This window comes from Flavobacterium sp. FG139, assembly GCF_057809695.1.
Map to the genome: position 1 here is coordinate 176,927 of NZ_JBMDKL010000003.1, position 20,437 is coordinate 197,363.

The 20,437-nt window shown below is 35.8% G+C and carries 25 protein-coding genes and 1 pseudogene; 9 read left to right on the forward strand and 17 right to left on the reverse strand.

From position 1 onward, the window contains the following. Positions 1-108: 108 nt before the first annotated feature. From ACODSI_RS03660 to ACODSI_RS03695, 8 genes are all read right to left on the reverse strand, one after another. On the reverse strand, positions 109-969 hold the full coding sequence (locus ACODSI_RS03660) for a TerC family protein (protein ID WP_488915492.1): 861 nt from the start codon (positions 967-969) through the stop codon (positions 109-111). A gap of 41 nt (positions 970-1,010) precedes the next feature. Continuing rightward, complete coding sequence (locus ACODSI_RS03665; RefSeq protein ID WP_488915493.1) at positions 1,011-1,394, reverse strand: DNA topoisomerase IV; 384 nt, start codon at positions 1,392-1,394, stop codon at positions 1,011-1,013. A 47-nt stretch (positions 1,395-1,441) separates the two neighbouring features. After that, positions 1,442-2,017 (reverse strand): DUF1572 family protein, encoded by a 576-nt coding sequence (locus ACODSI_RS03670; protein WP_488915494.1) that lies wholly within the window; start codon positions 2,015-2,017, stop codon positions 1,442-1,444. Further along, complete coding sequence (locus tag ACODSI_RS03675; protein ID WP_488915495.1) at positions 2,004-2,231, reverse strand: DUF6095 family protein; 228 nt, start codon at positions 2,229-2,231, stop codon at positions 2,004-2,006. The genes ACODSI_RS03670 and ACODSI_RS03675 overlap by 14 nt, the downstream gene beginning before the upstream one ends. 1 nt (position 2,232) lies before the next feature. Next, complete coding sequence (locus ACODSI_RS03680) at positions 2,233-2,694, reverse strand: hypothetical protein (RefSeq protein WP_488915496.1); 462 nt, start codon at positions 2,692-2,694, stop codon at positions 2,233-2,235. A gap of 17 nt (positions 2,695-2,711) precedes the next feature. Beyond that, positions 2,712-3,521 (reverse strand): N-acetylmuramic acid 6-phosphate etherase, encoded by an 810-nt coding sequence (gene murQ, locus ACODSI_RS03685; RefSeq protein ID WP_488915497.1) that lies wholly within the window; start codon positions 3,519-3,521, stop codon positions 2,712-2,714. A 61-nt stretch (positions 3,522-3,582) separates the two neighbouring features. Beyond that, complete coding sequence (locus ACODSI_RS03690) at positions 3,583-4,251, reverse strand: ZIP family metal transporter (protein ID WP_488915498.1); 669 nt, start codon at positions 4,249-4,251, stop codon at positions 3,583-3,585. A gap of 82 nt (positions 4,252-4,333) precedes the next feature. Then, positions 4,334-5,077 (reverse strand): class I SAM-dependent methyltransferase, encoded by a 744-nt coding sequence (locus tag ACODSI_RS03695; RefSeq protein ID WP_488915499.1) that lies wholly within the window; start codon positions 5,075-5,077, stop codon positions 4,334-4,336. A gap of 260 nt (positions 5,078-5,337) precedes the next feature. Here ACODSI_RS03695 and ACODSI_RS03700 point away from each other — a divergent pair, with 260 nt between their 5' ends. Next, positions 5,338-6,504 (forward strand): THUMP domain-containing class I SAM-dependent RNA methyltransferase, encoded by a 1,167-nt coding sequence (locus ACODSI_RS03700; RefSeq protein ID WP_488915500.1) that lies wholly within the window; start codon positions 5,338-5,340, stop codon positions 6,502-6,504. Between the two features lie 42 nt (positions 6,505-6,546). Continuing rightward, positions 6,547-6,780, forward strand: coding sequence for a hypothetical protein (locus tag ACODSI_RS03705; RefSeq protein ID WP_488915501.1), 234 nt, complete (start codon positions 6,547-6,549; stop codon positions 6,778-6,780). Between the two features lie 42 nt (positions 6,781-6,822). Here the strand turns inward: ACODSI_RS03705 and ACODSI_RS03710 are convergent. The 4 genes and pseudogenes from ACODSI_RS03710 to rlmD all read right to left on the reverse strand — a co-directional run bounded on the left by ACODSI_RS03710 (position 6,823) and on the right by rlmD (position 9,930). Next, positions 6,823-7,178: pseudogene (locus ACODSI_RS03710) on the reverse strand (four helix bundle protein). Positions 7,179-7,214: 36 nt separating this feature from the next. Next, positions 7,215-7,991: a DUF6048 family protein gene (locus ACODSI_RS03715; RefSeq protein ID WP_488915502.1), complete on the reverse strand. Its 777-nt coding sequence runs from the start codon at positions 7,989-7,991 to the stop codon at positions 7,215-7,217. Beyond that, complete coding sequence (locus ACODSI_RS03720) at positions 7,963-8,505, reverse strand: DUF6452 family protein (RefSeq protein ID WP_488915503.1); 543 nt, start codon at positions 8,503-8,505, stop codon at positions 7,963-7,965. Before ACODSI_RS03720 ends, ACODSI_RS03715 begins: the two co-directional genes overlap by 29 nt. A 9-nt stretch (positions 8,506-8,514) precedes the next feature. Further along, on the reverse strand, positions 8,515-9,930 hold the full coding sequence (rlmD, locus tag ACODSI_RS03725) for a 23S rRNA (uracil(1939)-C(5))-methyltransferase RlmD (protein ID WP_488915504.1): 1,416 nt from the start codon (positions 9,928-9,930) through the stop codon (positions 8,515-8,517). Between the two features lie 568 nt (positions 9,931-10,498). Between rlmD and ACODSI_RS03730 the strand changes: the two genes are divergently transcribed. The 3 genes from ACODSI_RS03730 (at position 10,499) to rocD (ending at position 13,816) form a co-directional block, all read left to right on the forward strand. Further along, entirely contained in the window at positions 10,499-11,035 is a 537-nt protein-coding gene (locus ACODSI_RS03730) for a DUF1697 domain-containing protein (protein WP_488915505.1), read from the forward strand. A gap of 96 nt (positions 11,036-11,131) precedes the next feature. Further along, positions 11,132-12,391: an NRAMP family divalent metal transporter gene (locus ACODSI_RS03735; RefSeq protein WP_488915506.1), complete on the forward strand. Its 1,260-nt coding sequence runs from the start codon at positions 11,132-11,134 to the stop codon at positions 12,389-12,391. Between the two features lie 132 nt (positions 12,392-12,523). After that, on the forward strand, positions 12,524-13,816 hold the full coding sequence (gene rocD / locus ACODSI_RS03740) for an ornithine--oxo-acid transaminase (RefSeq protein WP_488915507.1): 1,293 nt from the start codon (positions 12,524-12,526) through the stop codon (positions 13,814-13,816). A 76-nt stretch (positions 13,817-13,892) separates the two neighbouring features. Here rocD and ACODSI_RS03745 read toward each other — a convergent pair whose 3' ends face one another. Next, positions 13,893-14,222, reverse strand: a complete 330-nt coding sequence (locus tag ACODSI_RS03745) for a CCC motif membrane protein (RefSeq protein ID WP_488915508.1) — start codon at positions 14,220-14,222, stop codon at positions 13,893-13,895. Positions 14,223-14,238: 16 nt separating this feature from the next. Beyond that, the gene (locus ACODSI_RS03750) at positions 14,239-14,520 is read right to left on the reverse strand and encodes a DUF2752 domain-containing protein (RefSeq protein ID WP_488915509.1); all 282 of its coding nucleotides are present in this window, start codon (positions 14,518-14,520) and stop codon (positions 14,239-14,241) included. Between the two features lie 95 nt (positions 14,521-14,615). Here ACODSI_RS03750 and ACODSI_RS03755 point away from each other — a divergent pair, with 95 nt between their 5' ends. From ACODSI_RS03755 to ACODSI_RS03765, 3 genes are all read left to right on the forward strand, one after another. Then, on the forward strand, positions 14,616-14,798 hold the full coding sequence (locus ACODSI_RS03755; protein WP_488915510.1) for a hypothetical protein: 183 nt from the start codon (positions 14,616-14,618) through the stop codon (positions 14,796-14,798). Then, positions 14,779-15,342, forward strand: coding sequence for a DUF8465 domain-containing protein (locus tag ACODSI_RS03760; RefSeq protein ID WP_488915511.1), 564 nt, complete (start codon positions 14,779-14,781; stop codon positions 15,340-15,342). Before ACODSI_RS03755 ends, ACODSI_RS03760 begins: the two co-directional genes overlap by 20 nt. 84 nt (positions 15,343-15,426) lie before the next feature. Beyond that, positions 15,427-16,548: a cysteine desulfurase family protein gene (locus ACODSI_RS03765; RefSeq protein WP_488915512.1), complete on the forward strand. Its 1,122-nt coding sequence runs from the start codon at positions 15,427-15,429 to the stop codon at positions 16,546-16,548. A gap of 1 nt (position 16,549) precedes the next feature. On the opposite strand, the gene ACODSI_RS03770 is transcribed toward ACODSI_RS03765, so the two are convergent. Then, positions 16,550-16,918 (reverse strand): iron chaperone, encoded by a 369-nt coding sequence (locus ACODSI_RS03770; protein WP_488915513.1) that lies wholly within the window; start codon positions 16,916-16,918, stop codon positions 16,550-16,552. A 73-nt stretch (positions 16,919-16,991) separates the two neighbouring features. After that, positions 16,992-17,717, reverse strand: coding sequence for an SIMPL domain-containing protein (locus ACODSI_RS03775; RefSeq protein ID WP_488915514.1), 726 nt, complete (start codon positions 17,715-17,717; stop codon positions 16,992-16,994). Positions 17,718-18,038: 321 nt separating this feature from the next. Between ACODSI_RS03775 and ACODSI_RS03780 the strand changes: the two genes are divergently transcribed. Beyond that, positions 18,039-18,809 (forward strand): FkbM family methyltransferase, encoded by a 771-nt coding sequence (locus tag ACODSI_RS03780; protein ID WP_488915515.1) that lies wholly within the window; start codon positions 18,039-18,041, stop codon positions 18,807-18,809. 88 nt (positions 18,810-18,897) lie between these two features. On the opposite strand, the gene lpdA is transcribed toward ACODSI_RS03780, so the two are convergent. Beyond that, entirely contained in the window at positions 18,898-20,286 is a 1,389-nt protein-coding gene (lpdA, locus tag ACODSI_RS03785; protein ID WP_488915516.1) for a dihydrolipoyl dehydrogenase, read from the reverse strand. Positions 20,287-20,437: the final 151 nt, after the last annotated feature.

Consider the following 20,437-nt stretch of genomic DNA (forward strand, 5'->3'; position numbering starts at 1 on the left):
CTCGTTGTTTGAGGCATTTTTTATTGTAACGTACAGCAGGAATTAGCTACGCTCCGTTCGCCCAAAGGGCTCGGGTACCTTCACTGATAGATCCCAAGCCGCTCGCTTCTAATTGGTAATGTCGTCGTCTTTTAATTTTTTGTCGATTATTTCGTTGTTATGAAGTTTGACGGCTTTGTTGTTTTTGCGCATTTTGATGTTTAAAAACTCCACAAATAGCGAAAAGAAAATGGAGAAATACAAGTAACCTTTTGGGATGCTGGTTACTTCTACATCGTTGCCAAAACGGAAGTGTGCCAAGTGCGAACCTTCGGCAATTAACATCACACCAATTAAAATTAAGAACGACAATCCTAATATTTGGATGGTTGGGTGATCGTTAACGAATTTAGAAACGGGTCCGGCAAAAATCATCATGATTCCGATAGAAATTACGATGGATAAAATCATAATAGCGATGGCACCATCGGGACCAAAACCACCTTCGGCCGGACTTTTCATGCTGATCATTCCAATGGCAGTTAAAATACTATCAAACGAAAAGACGATGTTCAATAAGGCAATTTGGATTACAGCTGCAGACAATCCAGAAGCCGATTTTCCTTTGGTTCCTTCTTCTTCACCTTCCATTTTGTGGTGAATTTCGGAAACGGATTTGTACAACAAAAACAAACCACCACCAAAAATAATCAAACTTTGACCAGTGATGTGCGCTTCAAAAAATCCCCAATCGACACTTACTAATGTTTCTTGCAAGCTCAATACCCAAGTGATTCCGAAAAGCAAGATGATTCGGAATACCATAGCAAGGGTTAACCCTATGCGGCGTGCTTTGGGTTGTTCTGCTGCAGGAAGTTTTCCCGAAACAATTGATAAGAAAACGATGTTGTCGATTCCTAAAATAATTTCTAAAAACGTCAGTGTTAAAAGGGCTATCCAAGCATTTGGATTGGTGATTAATTCCATCATGGTTTGTATGAATTTATAATTGGTAAAGTTGTTTTACGAGATTATTTGATTTTTGTTACAGTTCCGATTTGTTTTTTGGAGTCGCCTACTATCGAATATTCGAAGGTGTAGGTTTTATCTTTAGTGGAAATGATACGCATCGAAATGGCTTTTTCTTCGGCCATATTTCTAGGATGTAATTTTTGCAGAATGAATTCGTAATCGTTAACCCAACGCACCGAAGCGGTATCAGTTCTACCTTGATAGGTTTCGATTTGCAATTTATCGGTACGAATGAATGTGGTCGTTTGTTTTTTGCCTTTAATTTCTTTTACAAATTCAAAGGTTCCGGTTTTAAACTCTTTCGGATGGCATTCTACTTGTTTTTGGCAAGAGGAAAGTATTATAAATATTGAGAATAATGACAGAAATTTATAGTTTGACATTGAATTTGATATTGATTTTTGAGCTTGATTTTTGAGCTTGATTTTTGTTATTGCAATTTGTTTAATTCGTCATCGGTAAAATTTTTGATGCTTTTTTCTTTGGCAAATTTATCGGCATTATACGAATTGGATTTGTTTTTAGGAATAGACAAACTGTTCCATTCACTTTTTTTGAGCATTTTGGCATAAAAAACTATTTGCCCAATATGATAAGGATAATGTGACAATTGGCGGTTGATGGCTTCTACCACCGTATGGCCTTCGTTTCTAATGTAGATAATAGTGGTGAGTTGGTCGGGTGTTAATGAGTTTAAGGCATTAAAAAAGCAATCCCAACCTTTGCTCCAACTTTCAAGAACTTCTTCTTTAGTTTGGATAGTGGTTTCGAATTCGCCATCGCGGTTGCGCCATTCTTTTTCGCCATCGGAAGTTAGAAAATCAGTCCAACGCGACAACATGTTGCCCGAAATGTGTTGGATAATGGTAGCAATCGAATTGGTGTCTTCATTAACAGCTATAAATAACTGTTCGGGTTCCAATTGATCGATGGCTTTTTCTCCAAGTGTTTTATAATAGAGAAATTGCTTTTTTACACTTTCTAAATAAGAATTATTTATCTCCATCAAACAATGCTTTTACCATTAAATTCAACCCTATAAAGGCTAGAATAACCGAAGCGATACAAATAAGACAGGCAATCACCAAAACAAGATAATGCCAATCGGTATGCTTGTTCATTAACGAATTGTAAAAAATCACTGGACCAATAAACATCATTGGAAGTGCACCAAACAAATATTTTACACCTTTTGCTAAAACTTCTTTATTCGTTGCCATATTAAAAACGTATTTGGATGCCGTAGCCTCTTTGGTTGGCAATAAAATTGACTTCAAAATCGGAGTCGTTTGTTCCCACATTTTTCAATCCGTTGTTGTATAAATCAATTCCTTCTTTAATTTTTTTATTTTTTCCAGACATAATAGGAATGGCTGCAATTAAAGAACCAACACCCACATAAGTGGCTACTGTAGGATAATGCACATCAGAAACTAAACCCACCACCAAATCGGTTATTACCAAGGCACCACCAAACCCAATTAAAAACCCACCAGTCGATTCTTTACTCAATCCCGATTGGAATGTGCGCAAGGCTTTGTAATTGGTTTCCAATAATTTTTTGGTTTCTCTAGTCGAAATCTGGCTTCCGTTTACATAATATTTTCCGCGTTCTAAGGTGATTTCTTGTGCCGTTGCTGCTATTGAAAACAATAGAATGAAAGGTAAAAGTAGTTTTTTCATAGTATTTTTTATTTGTGTTATTTCCAATTATCTACAGCTTTTCGAACACTGCCAAATTCTTTTAATAAAGCGCTTGCGGTTTCATAGTCTACTGGAATTTCTCCCATAATCATTTTTACACCACGATCTACCAATTTGTCGTTGCTCAATTGCATGTCCACCATTTTGTTGCCTTTCACTTTTCCAAGTTGAATCATGGTTGCCGTAGAAATCATATTCAAAACCAATTTCTGTGCGGTACCGGCTTTCATTCTTGAGCTTCCAGTTACAAATTCGGGTCCAACGACTACTACTACTGGATAATCGGCTGTTAAGGCTAACGGACTTCCATCATTACAAGTAATGCAACCAGTAACAATATTATTTTCTTTACATCGTTCCAATCCCGAAATGACATATGGAGTCGTTCCTGAAGCTGCAATTCCAATTACCACATCATTTGCTTCAATGTTTTGCTCTTGCAAATCCATCCACGCTTGAGTGGTATTGTCTTCGGCATTTTCAACGGCTCTGCGAATGGCTTTGTCACCACCGGCAATAATTCCGTTGACCATGTCAAATGGTACACCAAAAGTTGGCGGACATTCCGATGCATCTACAATTCCCAAACGTCCCGAAGTACCAGCGCCAATATAAAAAAGGCGTCCGCCCAGTTTCATTTTTTCAACCACTTTAGAAACTAGAGCTTCAATTTGTGGTACTGCTTTTTCCACCGCTAGCGGAACGGTTTTGTCTTCTTTATTAATGTTGAATAACAAATCGGCAACCGACATTTGTTCTAAATGTTCGTATTTGGACGACTGTTCGGTGGTTTTGGTGAAGTTCATTTTTAGGTGCTAAAATTCTGAGGCACTAAGGTACAAAGTTTTTTGTTTACAGCTGAATGTTTCAGACAAAACAAGCCAATACAATTCCTAAAATAATCACAGAAATTTTAGCGATATTGAACTTATGACCTTCGCTACTTTCAAAGATAATAGTAGAGGAAATGTGGAATAAAATACCAATTACCACGGCGGTAATTTCGGTGTAATAGTCGTTTAATAGTGGAAAATTATCCGAGACCAATGTGCCTAACGGCGTCATTACTGCAAACGTGAGCATGAATAAAAATAACGCTGTTTTATTCAATTCGGCATGAAGGAAAAAAGTAGTTAAAATAATGGCGATAGGCAAGTGGTGAATGGCAATTCCGAGGGCTAAATCGTGGTGATGTCCAACAGGAAAACCTTCTAATAATGCATGAACACACAAACTGATGAACAACAACCATGGCATTTGTGTCATTTTATCGTGACCGTGCACATGACCGTGTTCGGCGCCTTTAGAGAAAAATTCCAAGATAATTTGAAACAAAATCCCAACCATGATAAAAATCCCAACTTTGGCATTGCCACTTTCATAAACGTCGGGTAGCAAATGCATCACAGTTAGCGACAGCAAAAACGAACCGCTAAACGCCAATAATAACTTTAAATTCTTCTTGTCTTTTGGTTTAAAAAAAAGAGCAATTGAAAATCCAAGTAATACTGATACTAAAGGTAATATGTAGTTCATTTAATTGGGTATTTGGTTATTTGGTTATTTGGTTATTTGTAAAATGGTTGAATAACCAAATTAACGCATAACCAAATCCATTTTATTTAAAAATCATAATCAAGCGTTCACTGGTATTTTTGTGAAACTTTTTCAATTTATAATCGCCAAAAGTATCCAGTAAATAAATACCAGCTTCTTCCATCATGCTTTGAAAATCTTCCAAAGTAAGCGCTTGCACTTTTTCAGTAAAATGAAAATGTTCGTCTTGATCGTCAAAATCAATTTCTTTGATGATATGATTGTCGGCAACATAACGCTTAATATGAAAATCAATGCCGTCAACCGACTTGGTTTCTTCAGGCACTAAATTCGGAATCACGTGATGCACATTCATAAAATCAATCACTGCAAATCCGTAATCCGAAAGGCTTTCTTTAATGGCAATTAACGTTTTCAAATTGTCTTCATCATTTTCAAAATACCCAAAACTGGTAAACAAATTAAAAATGGCGTCAAATTTCTCTTCAAAGGAGTCGCGCATGTCGTGCACTTGAAAATGCAAGGTGTCATTCGCGTTTTTAGAAGCAATTTCAATACTGTTTTCCGATAAATCGGCACCAATCACATCAAATCCCAATTGGTTCAAATAAATCGAATGACGGCCTTTGCCACAAGCCAAATCCAATACTTTTGCTTTTTCAGGCAAGTTCAAATAATGCGTCAGATTGTCCATAAAAATCTGGGCTTCACGATAGTTTCGGTCTTTGTATAAAATGTGATAATAAGGCGTATCAAACCAAGAGGCAAACCAGTTTTCGGTTTTTGAATTTTCAATTTTTGACATTTATCTTTTCAAATGAATTCGTAACGTGCAAATTTAGTGTATTTTTGCACGATAAAACCAATGTTTCTCAAAATTAGAAGCGAATGGCTCGGGCTTTTTCAGTAATGCCTATTCCCGCTTTTCGCTCTATTTGCATACCTAACAGGTTTTTGAAACCTGTCAGGCATACAAGATGCCGCTTCAATCGGGGCTAATGAGTAAGCTGGTTTTATATAATTTAAAAGGTAACAAGACGGAATTGTTACGATAGAAAGTAAAAAATGGAAAATTTTAAAATGATTGCCAAAACCTTTTTTGGTTTTGAAGAAATACTAGCCAAAGAACTCCAACAATTAGGCGCTCAAGAGGTTGAAATAGGTACTAGAGCCGTTAGTTTTAAAGGCGATAAAGGATTTATGTACAAAGCCAATTTGTCGTTGCGAACGGCTTTAAAAATTTTAAAACCCATTTACTATTTCCGAGCTAAAACCGACGCTTTACTCTACAAAGGCATACAAGGAATCGATTGGAGTACGTATTTAAATGCCAATCAAACTTTTGTTATTGATACTACTATTCATTCCGAAAACTTCAAGCATTCCCAATTTGTTTCGCAAAAAGCTAAAGATGCGATTGTAGATCAATTTCGTGAGAAAACAGGCGTTCGTCCGAGCATTGATAAAGAATTTCCCGATTTACGCATCAACATTCATATTGACCGCGACCAAGTTTCGGTAGCGTTAGATACTTCGGGAGCTTCGTTGCACCAAAGAGGGTATCGTACCGCAACCAATATTGCTCCAATTAATGAAGTGCTTGCCGCTGGGATGTTATTGCTTTCAGGTTGGGAAGGAAAATCAGACTTTCTAGACCCAATGTGTGGTTCGGGAACCTTATTGATTGAAGCGGCTATGATTGCGTGCAACATTCCGGCCAACATCAACCGAAAAGAATTTGCTTTCGAAAAATGGAACGACTGGGACAACGATTTGTTTGATCAAATTATTGATGCCTTATTAAAGCGAACTCGCGAATTTCATTATACCATAAAAGGCTATGATAAAGCGCCAAGTGCTGTGAGTAAAGCCAAAGACAATGCAAAGAATGCCAATGTTGACGAATACATTACCATAACGCAACAAAATTTCTTTGATACCAAAAAAGAAACCGACGGACCTTTGCAAATGGTATTCAATCCGCCTTATGGCGAACGTTTGGATATTGACTTGGAACGTTTTTACAGAGAAATGGGCGATACCATGAAACAAAATTACCCCGGAACTCATGCGTGGTTTATTACCGCCAATTTGGAAGCTTTAAAGTTTGTGGGACTAAAACCTTCTCGAAAAATTAAATTATTTAATGGAAGTTTGGAGGCGCGTTTGGTCAAATACGAAATGTATGAAGGCAGTAAGCGCACTAAATTTCAAGTCGATAGAGAAGAGTAGTTTTCAGTCGCAGTCACAGTTTTATTTTTAATACAATTAATTATGTCAATTAAAACAAAATCATTCGTTTATAACTTATTAAGTTTTGCTGCTTTCTTTTTACCTCTTCAAGTAGCAGTGTCTTATTTTACCAATTTGCAAGGCATTTGGATTCCGATGACGGCTTTTGTAGTGGGAACTATTTTAGCACCAAAATTTCAGGCTGTTAGAACCAGAGAGGGCGAAAAACTGTTTATGAAATGGCTTTTTGTAAAAGGCGTAAAAGAAGTGAAGTAATAGAGAATTAACAATTACGAATTGATAATTATTAATGATAAACTATGAATTTTTGGAACGTAAGGTTTTTTGAATGGAACCAATAATTTTTAATAATTCGTCTACATCATTTATAAGACTTTTGTTTTCTTCTTTGGATAAGTAATTGGTATCGGTTAAAAGTCTAATCCAATAATGAGTTTCTCTGGCTTCTTTGTATGCTATGGTAGGTTTAGCATAAAAATCTTTTTCAGATTGGCCACCTATAGCTTCTTCAATATTAGCTCCTATTGATGTTCCTGAACGGAGTAACTGTTTGCTTAAAATATACTCTTTTTTTCATCACACAAATTCTGATAAACTTTTACAATTCTAACTGCAAAAGCATAACTCTTAATTTGTATGATATTTTCTTTCATTTTTTAAAATAATTCGTAATTCTCAATTTGTAATTCCTAATTCTTTTTCTTCTCTTTCGGTTTGATAGTCGATTTATATAAAGGCAAGAAATACGATATCGTATAATTAAATCCAGCGCCTACATTGCCGCCATAGGTTCTTCCAAATCCCGGAATGTAGAGGTTGTCAAAGTTATCTGGGACTTTGTTAGAAATTATATTGTTAATTCGGAAGCTAAATCCCACATACAAATTATTAAGCACTTCGGCTTTGATTCCGGCTACAACCTCAATCCATTGTGCTGATAAGCCTTCATATTTAGTGCCTTCGGGTGTTACGGCTGCTTCTCCAAAATACGGATGTGCATTGTAAACGGTGTAGCTGTTCAAGGTCTGACTGAATGAACTAATACCATAACGCATACCAACATACAGCATGTTGTGCATCCCCAACCAATTTTCATACATATTGTAATCAAAACCTGCTTTTAAATAGGTTCCCTTAGTAGTAAAGTTTAAATGGTCGTCTTGAACCGTTTTGTTTTCATTGCCCAGTTCGGCTGCTAGATAGTGTTTTCGAGTAAGTTTGAAATCGCCTACTAATTCTAAACCACGGTAGTCTTTTTCAAAGAATGTACGACTCAATTTAAAGGCATCAATTCCCAATCGCAATCCATAACGTTCTGTTTTGGGCTTTACACTGTCTTTTTTTACAGTACTTGCCGTGGCTACTGCAGTGCCAATAGAATCTTTTGATTTGGTAGTTTGAGCGTGTCCTAAAAACGAACCCAAGACCAATAATAGACTAAAAGCGTATTTGTACATGGACTTCATTTTCAGATTCTAAATTAGGTTTTATAACAGTAATGTTTTGTATCCAAGCGCCATCTGGAGTTGCTGGCTCCGTTTGAACGATAGGAGTGGTAGCATCTAAGTCAAATAAGGTTTTGAAACCACAAGCACGCGATACATAAACTTCGTGATGCGTGTAATTGATGGTTATGATGTCGGTGTTTTCACTTCCTGCTACACCCGAATTTAAAGTCAAAGCATATTGTGTGGTTGTAGCATCGGTGCGCAACGGTAAATACAACTTACTTCCAGTATATAAATAACGCGAAGGATCGGTAATGGGTAGTGAAGGATTAAAAGCAACCCCCTCTGTACCCATTCCAGTAGCAATCGCTTTTAATGAGGTTAGGTTTTTCAAGGTAAGCGTTGCATTGGCATTGTCGTAACATTCAATAACCAATCGTGGCGTAGTAGGTGTACTGGCATCACAAATATCATCTTTCTCACAACCTGAGAATGAGAAGGCAAGCACCAATAATAAAAGTATTTTTTTCATAATTCCCAATTATCTCAATTCCAAAAGTACTACATTTTCAACATGATGCGTTTGCGGAAACATATCTACTGGTCGCACACGAGTCACTTTGTATTTTTCGTCCATTAAAGCTAAATCACGTGCTTGTGTAGCCGAGTTACAACTTACGTACACAATTTTTGGAGCACCAGTTTTTAATAACATTTCCACCACATCTTTGTGCATGCCGTCGCGTGGTGGATCGGTGATAATGACATCAGGTTTGCCGTGTTGGTTGATGAATTCGTCGTTGAACACGTTTTTCATATCACCAACATAAAACTCACAATTGGTAACTTCATTGCGTTTGGCGTTTTCTTTCGCATCGGCAATCGCTTCCGGAACGGCTTCTACACCTATGACTTTTTTAGCTTTTTTAGAAACGAATTGGGCAATAGTTCCGGTGCCAGTATACAAATCATACACTACTTCGTTACCTGTTAATCCAGCAAAATCACGAGTAATTTTGTACAATTCATATGCTTGATCGGAATTGGTTTGGTAAAACGATTTGGCATTGATGCTAAAATGCAAGCCTTCCATTTCTTCCAAAATGTAATCACGTCCTTTGTATAATTTAATGTCTTGGTCGTATAAGGTGTCGTTGGCTTTGCTGTTGATGACATATTGCAACGAGGTGATTTGTGGAAATTTTCCGTAAATATAATCCAACAACAATTCGCGGTTGGCTTTGTCGTTTTCAAAGAATTGAATCAACACCATAATTTCACCAGTCGATGCGGTACGAATCATTAACGTGCGTAACAACCCTTCGTGATTTCGGGCATTGAAGAAGGTCATTCCTTTTTCGGTAGCGAATTCTTTGATGCTATTTCTAATAGCGTTAGAAGGATCTTCTTGCAAATGACATTTTTCAATGTCTAGAATTTTATCCCACATTCTCGGAATATGGAATCCAAGTGCCGGTTTTTTGCTTAAAGTTTGATCGTCCGATTGGATTTGGGTGTCGGTTAACCAACGTGTGTCGGAAAACCCAAATTCCATTTTGTTGCGGTAAAAGAATTGTTTCTCCGAACCTAAGATGGGTTCAAACTCGGGTAATTCGATTTTACCAATGCGTTTTAGGTTATTTAAAACTTCATTATTTTTATAAAACAACTGTTGTTCATACTTCATGTTTTGCCATTTGCACCCACCACAAGCACCAAAATGTTCGCACTCTGGCGTTGTTCTGTTTTCAGAATAGGAGTGAAATGTAATGGCTTTTCCTTCGTAATAGGATTTGCGCTTTTTTAACGTTTGCACATCTACCACATCACCCGGAACCACATTGGGGATGAATATTACTTGGCCTTCGGGTGCTTTAGCCACCGAAACGCCTTTAGCACCAGCATCAAGCACGGTCACGTTTTCAAAAATAACTTTGTCTGTCTTCTTTTTTCCCATGGGGCAAAAATAAACTATTGAATTGTTTTTTGGATTGGGTTTAGGAAAAATTTATTGATTTTGTGTTTTCAATCTATTGATCGGGTAAATGTTTTTATAAGAGTGATTCTTCGACCGTTCGAGTGATTTTCGATGGATAATAGTATCGAGAACCGAAAAAGTCGCTTTAGAAACGGTTCTCGATACATTTTTTATTCCGTTGCACTACATAAAAAACACTCGAACAGACGTAACCAAACAACTTATTTGTCCGAAAGTTAATTGAAATGATGAACTAGTTAATTGAAATGATGAACTGGTTAAGTGATTTGATATACTACTTTATTAATTTGACGAACTAGTTAATTGAAAAGATAAACTAGTTAAGCGATTTGGTAAACTACATTATTAATATGATGAACTAGTTAAGCGATTTGATAAACTAGTTTATTGAAAAGGTCAACTAGTTAACTAAAAAGTTGAACTGGTTTATTACTTAGTAGAACTAATGATGAAGTACATAGACCTGTATGGTTTTTAAAATCTTACAGGTCTGTTATAAATTAGTATATTTGAAGAAATTATTTGTATGAAATACCTAGCCCTTCTCCGCGGCATCAACGTCTCGGGACACAACATGATTAAAATGGAAGCGCTCAAAACTACATTGGAAGCCATAGGGTTTACTAATGTGGTAACGTATATCCAAAGTGGTAATGTGTTTGTGGAAACTGAAGAAGAAAGCGGTTTTAGTGTGGGTTTCAAAATCAAACAGGAGATTTATAAGACGTTCGGACATGAAGTGCCTGTGATTGTGATTACCAAACGCGATTTGGAGTTGTGTTTGCAGAACAATCCGTTTTTAAAGGATAAAGAAGTTGATACAAAGAAATTGTATGTAGCTTTCATTTCTAAAGAATTACAAAGCACTGCGATAAATGATTTGAAAATTAGTCAATTCAAACCAGACGAAGCGGTGATTGATGGCAACAGAATTTTTATTAAATACGATGTTGGTGCCGGCAAAACGCGTTTGGATCAAAAATATATTGAAAAAAAGTTGAACGTTACAGCAACGATGCGCAATTGGAATACGGTGAATAAGTTGTTGGAAATGTTTGAGTGATTTTGAGAAAAAGAGAAAAGAAAAAAGATAAAAGAAGCGTATTTTAACTGTATAACGATTGAAATTTAATTGTAACTTAGTCTGAAATATACAAAAGTGAAAAAGCCAAACAAACTAGTGCGTTTTTGGAAAATACTCGGTCCCGGATTGATAACTGGTGCTAGTGACGATGATCCTTCGGGAATTGCAACTTATTCTCAAGCAGGTGCTGCTTTTGGATTATCGACATTGTGGACTTCAATTGTGGCGTTTCCTTTAATGGCTGTTATTCAACAAATGTGTGCTAAAATTGGCTTGGTGACTTCGCAAGGGTTAACAGGTGCGTTAAAAAAACATTATCCAAAACCGGTTTTGTATCTAATGTTGTTGTTTAGTTTTCCAGCTATCGTTATGAATATTGGTGCCGATATTGCGGGTATGGGCGCTGTGGGTAATTTGCTTTTTCCTAAAATTGAAGCGACTTATTTTAGTGTTGTGTTTACAATTGTATTATTATTTCTAATTGTTTATTTGCCGTATCAAAAGATTGCAGCAACTTTAAAATACCTATGCATCGTGCTTTTGGTGTATCTTATTGTGCCTTTTTTGTACCATCAAGATTGGTTGGATATTGCTAAAAACATGGTGGTTCCAACCATTGAATTCAATAAAAGCTTTATCAGTGTACTGGTTGGAATTTTAGGAACTACCATTTCGCCTTATTTGTTTTTTTGGCAAGCTTCGATGGAAGTGGAAGAAATGAGTCATAAGAAAAAACACCTGATAGTGAACAAGAAAATCATTCACGATATGAAACAAGATGTTGATTTTGGGATGTCTTTTTCGGGTGTGGTGATGTTTTTCATCATTTTAACAACTGGAACAGTTTTGTACAAAAGTGGTATCCATCAAATTGATACTGTCGAACAAGCCGCTGCCGCTTTAAAACCGTTAGCTGGAAATTTTGCTTATTTGTTGTTTGCTATTGGCGTGATTGGTACGGGTTTGTTAGCGATTCCAGTTTTGAGTGGTTCATTGTCTTACATCATCACCGAAACTTTTGGTTGGGAACAAGGTTTGGATAAGAAATTTCATGAAGCCAAAGCGTTTTATATCGTGATGGCCATCTCATTAATTTTAGGATTGTCGTTAAACTACATCGGAATTTCACCTGTAAAAGCACTGATTTACACGGCTATTTTATACGGAATGACAGCGCCAGTTTTGATTGCAATTATTCTCCATATTTCTAACAATAAGAGTGTGATGGGCGAGTTTACCAACAGTAAAACTTCTAATGTATTGGGGTTTGCCGCTTTGGTCATCATGACAATTGCGGCAGCCGTGTTGTTGTATTTTCAATTATCGGGCAATTAATATAATTATCTAAAAAGCATAACATTTAAACTAAAATTTTACATTTGTAAAAATAATGGATGATTTCTCTCCACAAGAAGGAATTGATATTTTAGAATGGCCCATAACGAGTTTGGGTAAAAAAGAAAAATTATGTCAGTTTTAGAAAAATTGTCCCGAAGCGTCGGGACCGCTGAAGCAATCGCTTTAGAAGATAAATATGGAGCTCACAATTATCATCCACTACCGGTAGTGTTGAGTAGAGGAGAAGGGGTTTATGTTTGGGATGTTGAAGGTAAGAAATACTACGATTTTCTTTCGGCATATTCGGCAGTAAATCAAGGGCATTGTCATCCGAAAATTGTAGGTGCCATGATCGAACAAGCCCAAACACTTACGTTAACGTCACGTGCTTTTTACAATGACAAATTGGGTGTTTATGAAGAATATGTAACCAATTATTTTGGTTTTGACAAGGTACTGCCTATGAACACAGGTGCCGAAGCGGTAGAAACGGCTCTGAAATTGTGTAGAAAATGGGCTTACGAGAAAAAAGGAATCCACGAAAATGAAGCACAAATTATTGTTTGTGATGGAAATTTCCATGGAAGAACCACCACCATCATTTCGTTTTCTAATGATGAAAACGCCAGAAAGAATTTCGGACCGTATACGGCAGGATTTATTAAAATTCCTTACAACGACATCGAAGCTTTAGAAAACGCGCTTAAATCGTCTAATAACATTGCTGGTTTTCTTGTAGAACCTATTCAAGGTGAAGCAGGCGTGTATGTGCCAGCTGAAGATTATTTAGCGAAAGCAAAAGCCCTTTGTGAAGCTAACAACGTATTGTTTATTGCCGATGAGGTGCAAACGGGTATTGCAAGAACGGGTTCTATTTTAGCAGTTTGTGGTAATTGTACCTGTGAAAAAGCCTGTGAAAAACAAGCGTCTTATGTGACTCCAGATATTTTAATTTTAGGGAAAGCCTTGTCTGGTGGTGCTTATCCAGTATCGGCAGTTTTGGCAAACGATCATATTATGAATGTGATTAAGCCAGGACAACATGGTTCTACTTTTGGTGGAAACCCTATTGCTGGTGCGGTAGCTATTGCGGCCTTAGATGTGGTTGATGAAGAAAGTTTATCTCAAAATGCACGTCGTTTGGGTAACATTTTCAGAGAAAAAATCGGTGAGTATATTAAAACTTCTAGTATTGCTACTTTAGTTCGCGGAAAAGGGCTGTTAAACGCCATTGTAATCAATGATACTGAAGAAAGTGATACCGCTTGGAACATCTGTATGGCTTTGCGAGATAATGGCTTGTTGGCTAAACCGACTCATGGTAATATCATTCGTTTTGCACCGCCTTTGGTGATGAACGAAGAGCAGTTGCTGGATTGTGTTTCGATAATCATAACCACTTTAAAACAATTTGAAAAGTAATTTTCAAGAATTATAACTAATAAAAAAAACCGTCTTAATGTACTTTAAGACGGTTTTTTAAATTTATTGCACTTGATTATTGACCGAAATAGTCTTGCATACGTTCTCTAGCAAGGTCTTCGTTTCCAAGAGCATCCATGCCTACAATGCTTACGACCCAAACTATCATTACAATCATTAAGATACTTAAAACAAGTCCGATGATGGCTAAAATCCTGCCAACATTAAGACTTTGATAATTGGTGAAATTTTCGGGTGTTAAACGATATATTTTTACATCCTTTGCCGCTAATACCAGTGCAATTATACCAAATATTAATCCGCCTCCATAGCAGATACAAGTTAAGATTGATAAAATTCCGAGTACCAATACGGCTGTTGCATTAGGTAATTTTTGATTTTCCATTTGTTGTTTTTTAGGGTTAAAAAATAAATCGCATTTTATAAGTATATGAAACCAGCATAATTGTTACATTAATCAAAGCTAAAACAATTACTAATTTGTGATGGCTTCGTTTTTTGTCAAAGATAAAAAGCGCTAAAGACACTGCAAAAAGAATAGAAGTATATATGGCTGGAAACATGTGAAAGGCTTTCGCGAATTCGCCGTGAAGTATGAAATTGAAAGAGCGTTGCATGCCGCATCCAACGCAATCAATTCCGAACATTTTTTTGAACATACAAGGCAACATGTAGTCTTCCATTTCCTTTGCATTTTGAACTACAATTTTACAAATAAAAAATTAAAATCCGTTTAACTAATTTAAGTTTTCTATTTTTGATTTTTAAAATATCACCAATGAAGAAGTTTATAATTCCAATAATGATTATCGCCATTTTTGTAGCTTTTTATCAGCAAAAATTGCCGCAACAAAATGTATATGTTACCGTAATTTGTGTCGTGATTTTTATGTTAGGCATGATGAAATTATCGGCAAAAATTCCACCAAAAGACGACCAAGATGACAACGAAAAAATTTGAAATAGGGGATAAGGTATCGGTGCTTGATGAAGCGGTTGATGGTGTAGTGCTTTCGATTAAAAATAATGAAATTACTATCGAAACAACCGATAAATTTGTGATGACATATTTTGTCAACGAATTGATTAAGATAAACAATACCAATGATTTAAAGTCAATTATAAAAAGTGAAACTTTACTTCATAAAAGTATTGATATTCAACCTCAGAAAAAACAGAATATTCCGAAATTTAAGTCGGATAAAGTTGAAAAAGGCATTCCAGAATTTGATTTGCACATTGAAAAATTAGTCAAAAATTGGCGTGGCATGAACAATTTTGACATCCTCACGATTCAAACAGAAACGGCCAAAAGGCACATCGAATTTGCCATCAGAAATCGCATTCCGAAAATTGTTTTTATACATGGTGTTGGTGAAGGTGTTTTGAAAGCGGAACTGGATTTTATGTTGAAACGGTATGAGAACATTTCGTTCCAAGATGCCAATTATCAAAAATATGGTTTGGGTGCTACCGAAGTTTATTTTAAACAAAATGTAAAATAATATTTCAGTATTTTTGCACCACAATTCTATAACTACTAATTTTAGAATTCAGCATTAAAAACAGCTGAAACAAGTTCCAATTACATGAAAAAAATATACCTCGATAACGCAGCTACTACTCCTCTTCGCCAAGAAGTAATTGCAGAAATGATGCACGTACTTCAGAACGATTTTGGTAATCCATCTTCAACGCATAGTTTTGGCAGAAGTTCAAAAACCATTTTAGAAACTTCTCGAAAAATGATTGCCAAGTTATTGGGCTGTGCTGCGCAAGAACTTATTTTTACATCAAATGCCACTGAAGCGACCAATTGGATTCTTAAAAGTGCTGTAACCGACTTACAAGTGCAACGCATTATTACAAGCAAAGTAGAGCATCATGCGACTTTATATACCGTAAAACATTTACAAAAGCAATTCGGGATTGAAGTTGATTTTGTGAATATCCTTCCTTCGGGCGCTGTAGACTTAACCCATTTAGTAGATTTACTTTCTAAAGAAAGCAAAACTTTAGTGACATTAATGCATGTTAATAACGAAATAGGGACCGTTTTGGATATTGAAAAAACAGGTAGAATTTGCCACCAACACCATGCTTTGTTTCATTGTGATACGGTGCAATCTATTGGTAAAACTCAATTTAATTTGCATGAGCTACCCGTTGATTTTGTGGTAGCCAGTGCGCACAAGTTTCACGGTCCGAAAGGCGTTGGTTTCGCTTATGTCAAAAAAGGAATCGTATTGCAGCCATTTGTTTTTGGAGGTGAACAAGAAAAAGGACTTCGTGCAGGTACCGAAGCGGTACATCAAGTAGCCGGAATGGCTAAGGCATTGGAACTATCGTATGAGCATTTGGATGCTGAGAAAAACGAGATTTCGGCATTAAAAGAATATTGCGATGCAGAACTCAAAAAGCAGTTCCCAGAAATAAAAGTCAATGGTGCTGATACTTTTTACAACATATTGAATGTATTATTGCCTTTTTCAGAAGAAAAAACGGCGATGATTTTGTTCAATTTGGATATGAAAGGTATCGCCGTTTCTCGCGGCAGTGCTTGTCAAAGCGGCAGTGTAAAACCTTCGCATGTATTAGCAGAAATTCTAGCAGATGAAGATTTGAAAAAGCCAAGTCTAAGAATTTCATTCAGCCATTACAACACCAAAGAAGATATTGATGCTTTAATTGATGGGCTGAAAGGGATTTAAATTAGGATTTATTTGCGTATTTATTCTTGTTTTCTTCTACTCTGAATAGTACTATTCTTTTTATCAACTCTATGGGTAATGGTTCATTTACAGGAAATTGTACCGAACCTTTTCCTTGTTTGTATTGAGAAAGTTCGGTGCTAAACGCATCATGTCCCGAAGGTGTAGCGTAAAATCCTATATGATTCTCGTAAGCTGCAAAATACACTAAAGGTTTTTTATACAACTTGTAAGCAGGCATTCCATAACTGATGCTTTCTTCAGCTTCCAGAGCATTTTCTAGTATTGTTTTACGAATTTGTTCCACTAACAATTGCACTTCTTTGGGTACGTTTGCAATATATTCATTTACATTGGTTGGTTTGTTCATTTCTATTTTAATTATATCGATACAAGCAAATATAAAAAAAATCCCCAATCGGTTTTGATTGAGGAAGTTGCAATTAATCGATTTTTGTGTTCATAGAGACGTTTGCGGTGTAATTGAGCAGTTGACCACTAGCAGAAACGCCTTCGCCTCCCATGCTTTTATTGAAGGTTTGTAGGTTGCCAGAGTTGACCGACATATTAATGGCATTTACCGGACTGTTGGTCGATTTTAAATAGGTTATTTTCCCTAATTTTAAGTGAGCAGCTTTGGCCAAACGATCGGTGGTTTGAATAGCATCGGCTACAGCCAATTCTTGCGCTTCTTTCATAAAATTAGCTGCATCAGTATGGAAGTAAGAAACTTTTTCTATTTCATAAATTTTAGTTTTCAGAATTTCTTCTGTAAAATCTTGCATTCTTTTGATGTCTTTGAGCGTGAAAATAATTTTTTGATTGGATTCAAAACCAACAAATACCTCTTTCTTTTGACTATTGTCGTATTTGGATTCTTTGTCGGTGTAGATTAAACTAACTTTAATATCGGTAGTATCTGCCACATATTTTTTTATTATAGTCAATACTTCTTTGGATGTTTTTTGGGTTTCGTTCATAGCATCTCTTAGAGCAGGTTTAACAAAACGAACTGAAATTGTGATGTGCGCAGCATTTGGAAAAGTAGATTTTGTTCCAACGCCAATCACACTAATGGTATTGTCATCAATAATTGAGGTATTGGTGTTGTTCTGTGCGAAAAGAATGTTTCCGACGAAACAGCAAAGTAAAAATAAGTAGTTTTTCATTGGTTTTAGTTTTTGATCTCATAACTAACGGGTTTTTCAAATAGTTAGTATAAAAATGGCAATTGCAATCCATTTTGAATTGCTTAATCTAAACCAAATGTTACTTTTTAGAGGCTTTAGTTTTTTTCTTTACTTGTTTTTTTTAAATAATTGTTTATTAGTATAAATGAATTGAAAGATAGCTAGTAGAGCATTAATTTTTTAATTATGTTTGGAAACTAGAAATCTTATTCATTACGCGCAATGTTTATTGAAGTTTTTAAGTGAAACTTAAAATGCTAGTATATTAAATAATACAATATTGAATTAATCTTAAATTAGATGAAAAAAAAAATAAAACATATTCTTTCTAAAAATAAATTTTTTTATAAGCTGATTATGGGCTTAAATAATTACATAAAAGGAATATACTATTGGGATTTTGATATATTAGACAATTATGTTACTTATAAAAATGACATAAAATTTGTTCAAATAGGAGCTAACGACGGTATCAGCGGTGATCCAATTCATAATTACATTAAAAAACACAGATGGCATGGTGTTTTAGTGGAGCCTGTTCCTTATATTTTTGATGCATTGGAAGCTAACTATAAAGAGTTTAAAGACAATTTGTTTTTTGAAAATAGTGCTATAGCTACTGAAAATGGGAAGCTTACATTCTACAGACTTCAAAAAAGTGATTTGGCAGATCTTCCAGTTTGGTATGATCAACTAGGGTCTTTTAATAAAGAAGTAGTTATGAAGCATCAACATAGTCTACCTCATTTTAATGATTTATTTATAGAGGATACAGTTAACGCCATTACTTTTTATGATCTTATCCAAAAATATGCTATTCAAGATTTAAACGTGGTTCATATTGATACAGAAGGGTATGATTATGAAATTCTTAAAATGATACCTTTTGCCGATTTTAATATCGAATTTTTAATGTTTGAGCACAAACATTTATCGCGTGCCGACTATAAAGAAGCCAAAGAGATGCTTCAAAAATTTGGATATAAATGTGGATTAAAAGGAGCTGATACCATTGCCATTAAAAAACATCTGGTGCCTATTTTAATAAAGGCTAATAAAAAGAAGAAGTGATTAATTTTAATTTATAAAAAAATCCGTCTTGCTTTCACAAAACGGATTTTCTATATAAACTTCGTACGTTGTATTTTTAACTTCGCACTTATAAGTGAATTACTTCACCATAAGCATCCGCAACAGCTTCCATCACCGCTTCACTCATTGTTGGGTGTGGATGAATGGCTTTTAGAATTTCGTGCCCTGTAGTTTCTAGTTTACGCGCTACAACTGCTTCAGCAATCATATCAGTAACACCAGCGCCAATCATATGACAGCCTAACCATTCGCCGTATTTAGCATCAAAAATTACTTTTACAAATCCATCAGCTGCACCTGCCGCTTTCGCCTTTCCAGAAGCTGAAAATGGAAATTTACCAATTTTCAATTCGTATCCTTTTTCTTTAGCTTGTTTTTCAGTCAAACCAACCGAAGCAATTTCTGGGGTAGCATACGTACAACCTGGAACGTTACCGTAATCAATTGGTTCTACATGCAATCCAGCAATTTTCTCTACACAGTTAATTCCTTCTGCAGAAGCTACGTGTGCTAAGGCTTGACCCGGAGTTACATCTCCAATAGCATAATAACCCGGAACGTTGGTTTGGTTGAAGGCATTTACTAAAATTTTATCTCTATCAGTAGCAATACCTACTTCTTCTAATCCAATATTTTCAATGTTGGTTTTAATCCCAACTGCCGATAATAAAATATCAGCTTCAAGAACTTCTTCACCTTTTGCTGTTTTTACATAGGCTTTCACACCAGCACCAGTAGTATCGATTCGTTCAACAGAAGCATTAGTCATAATGTTAACACCTGCTTTTTTCATAGAACGCTCCATTTGTTTAGAGATATCTTCGTCTTCAACAGGGACAATATTTGGCATGAATTCTACTATAGTAACTTCAGTTCCCATAGCATTATAAAAATGAGCAAACTCAACACCGATAGCTCCCGAACCTACTACAATCATTTTCTTAGGTTGTGTTGGCAACGTCATCGCTTGACGGTATCCGATTACTTTAACACCATCTTGAGGAAGATTCGGTAATTCTCTTGAACGCGCACCAGTAGCAATGATAATATGGTCTGCCGAATATTCAGTTACTTTTCCATCTGCTGCAGTAACATCGACTTTTTTGCCTGGTTTTATTTTACCAAAACCATCAATAACGTCAATTTTGTTTTTCTTCATCAAAAATTGAACACCTTTGCTCATTCCGTCGGCAACCGAACGTGAACGTGCTACAACAGCGTTAAAATCTTTATCGTATTCTTTAATCGTCAATCCATAATCGGAAGCATGCTTTAGGTAATCAAAAACTTGAGCCGATTTTAAAAGTGCTTTCGTTGGAATACATCCCCAGTTAAGGCAGATACCACCTAAGTTTTCTTTTTCAATAACAGCTACTTTAAAGCCCAATTGTGAAGCACGGATTGCCGTAACATAACCGCCTGGACCACTTCCTAAAACAATAATATCGTATTTCATTTTTTGCGTGTTTATTTATTATTTGTAAAAAATGCAGTCGCTTTGGCTCGTGTCATTTTCATATAATTTTTTAAATTAAATGAGTTGCAAATTTAGAAAAAACTTTATAAGTTTTCAGGTTTACACTTTAAAAGTTTACGAATATTGAAAG

Excerpts from the sequence above, each read along its gene's own strand:
- ACODSI_RS03660 (WP_488915492.1), bottom strand. The coding sequence starts at position 969 with ATGATGGAATTAATCACCAATCCAAATGCTTGGATAGCCCTTTTAACA.
- ACODSI_RS03665 (WP_488915493.1), bottom strand. The coding sequence starts at position 1,394 with ATGTCAAACTATAAATTTCTGTCATTATTCTCAATATTTATAATACTT.
- ACODSI_RS03670 (WP_488915494.1), bottom strand. The coding sequence starts at position 2,017 with ATGGAGATAAATAATTCTTATTTAGAAAGTGTAAAAAAGCAATTTCTC.
- ACODSI_RS03675 (WP_488915495.1), bottom strand. The coding sequence starts at position 2,231 with ATGGCAACGAATAAAGAAGTTTTAGCAAAAGGTGTAAAATATTTGTTT.
- ACODSI_RS03680 (WP_488915496.1), bottom strand. The coding sequence starts at position 2,694 with ATGAAAAAACTACTTTTACCTTTCATTCTATTGTTTTCAATAGCAGCA.
- murQ (WP_488915497.1), bottom strand. The coding sequence starts at position 3,521 with ATGAACTTCACCAAAACCACCGAACAGTCGTCCAAATACGAACATTTA.
- ACODSI_RS03690 (WP_488915498.1), bottom strand. The coding sequence starts at position 4,251 with ATGAACTACATATTACCTTTAGTATCAGTATTACTTGGATTTTCAATT.
- ACODSI_RS03695 (WP_488915499.1), bottom strand. The coding sequence starts at position 5,077 with ATGTCAAAAATTGAAAATTCAAAAACCGAAAACTGGTTTGCCTCTTGG.
- ACODSI_RS03700 (WP_488915500.1), top strand. The coding sequence starts at position 5,338 with ATGGAAAATTTTAAAATGATTGCCAAAACCTTTTTTGGTTTTGAAGAA.
- ACODSI_RS03705 (WP_488915501.1), top strand. The coding sequence starts at position 6,547 with ATGTCAATTAAAACAAAATCATTCGTTTATAACTTATTAAGTTTTGCT.
- ACODSI_RS03715 (WP_488915502.1), bottom strand. The coding sequence starts at position 7,991 with ATGAAGTCCATGTACAAATACGCTTTTAGTCTATTATTGGTCTTGGGT.
- ACODSI_RS03720 (WP_488915503.1), bottom strand. The coding sequence starts at position 8,505 with ATGAAAAAAATACTTTTATTATTGGTGCTTGCCTTCTCATTCTCAGGT.
- rlmD (WP_488915504.1), bottom strand. The coding sequence starts at position 9,930 with ATGGGAAAAAAGAAGACAGACAAAGTTATTTTTGAAAACGTGACCGTG.
- ACODSI_RS03730 (WP_488915505.1), top strand. The coding sequence starts at position 10,499 with ATGAAATACCTAGCCCTTCTCCGCGGCATCAACGTCTCGGGACACAAC.
- rocD (WP_488915507.1), top strand. The coding sequence starts at position 12,524 with ATGTCAGTTTTAGAAAAATTGTCCCGAAGCGTCGGGACCGCTGAAGCA.
- ACODSI_RS03745 (WP_488915508.1), bottom strand. The coding sequence starts at position 14,222 with ATGGAAAATCAAAAATTACCTAATGCAACAGCCGTATTGGTACTCGGA.
- ACODSI_RS03750 (WP_488915509.1), bottom strand. The coding sequence starts at position 14,520 with ATGGAAGACTACATGTTGCCTTGTATGTTCAAAAAAATGTTCGGAATT.
- ACODSI_RS03755 (WP_488915510.1), top strand. The coding sequence starts at position 14,616 with ATGAAGAAGTTTATAATTCCAATAATGATTATCGCCATTTTTGTAGCT.
- ACODSI_RS03760 (WP_488915511.1), top strand. The coding sequence starts at position 14,779 with ATGACAACGAAAAAATTTGAAATAGGGGATAAGGTATCGGTGCTTGAT.
- ACODSI_RS03765 (WP_488915512.1), top strand. The coding sequence starts at position 15,427 with ATGAAAAAAATATACCTCGATAACGCAGCTACTACTCCTCTTCGCCAA.
- ACODSI_RS03770 (WP_488915513.1), bottom strand. The coding sequence starts at position 16,918 with ATGAACAAACCAACCAATGTAAATGAATATATTGCAAACGTACCCAAA.
- ACODSI_RS03775 (WP_488915514.1), bottom strand. The coding sequence starts at position 17,717 with ATGAAAAACTACTTATTTTTACTTTGCTGTTTCGTCGGAAACATTCTT.
- ACODSI_RS03780 (WP_488915515.1), top strand. The coding sequence starts at position 18,039 with ATGAAAAAAAAAATAAAACATATTCTTTCTAAAAATAAATTTTTTTAT.
- lpdA (WP_488915516.1), bottom strand. The coding sequence starts at position 20,286 with ATGAAATACGATATTATTGTTTTAGGAAGTGGTCCAGGCGGTTATGTT.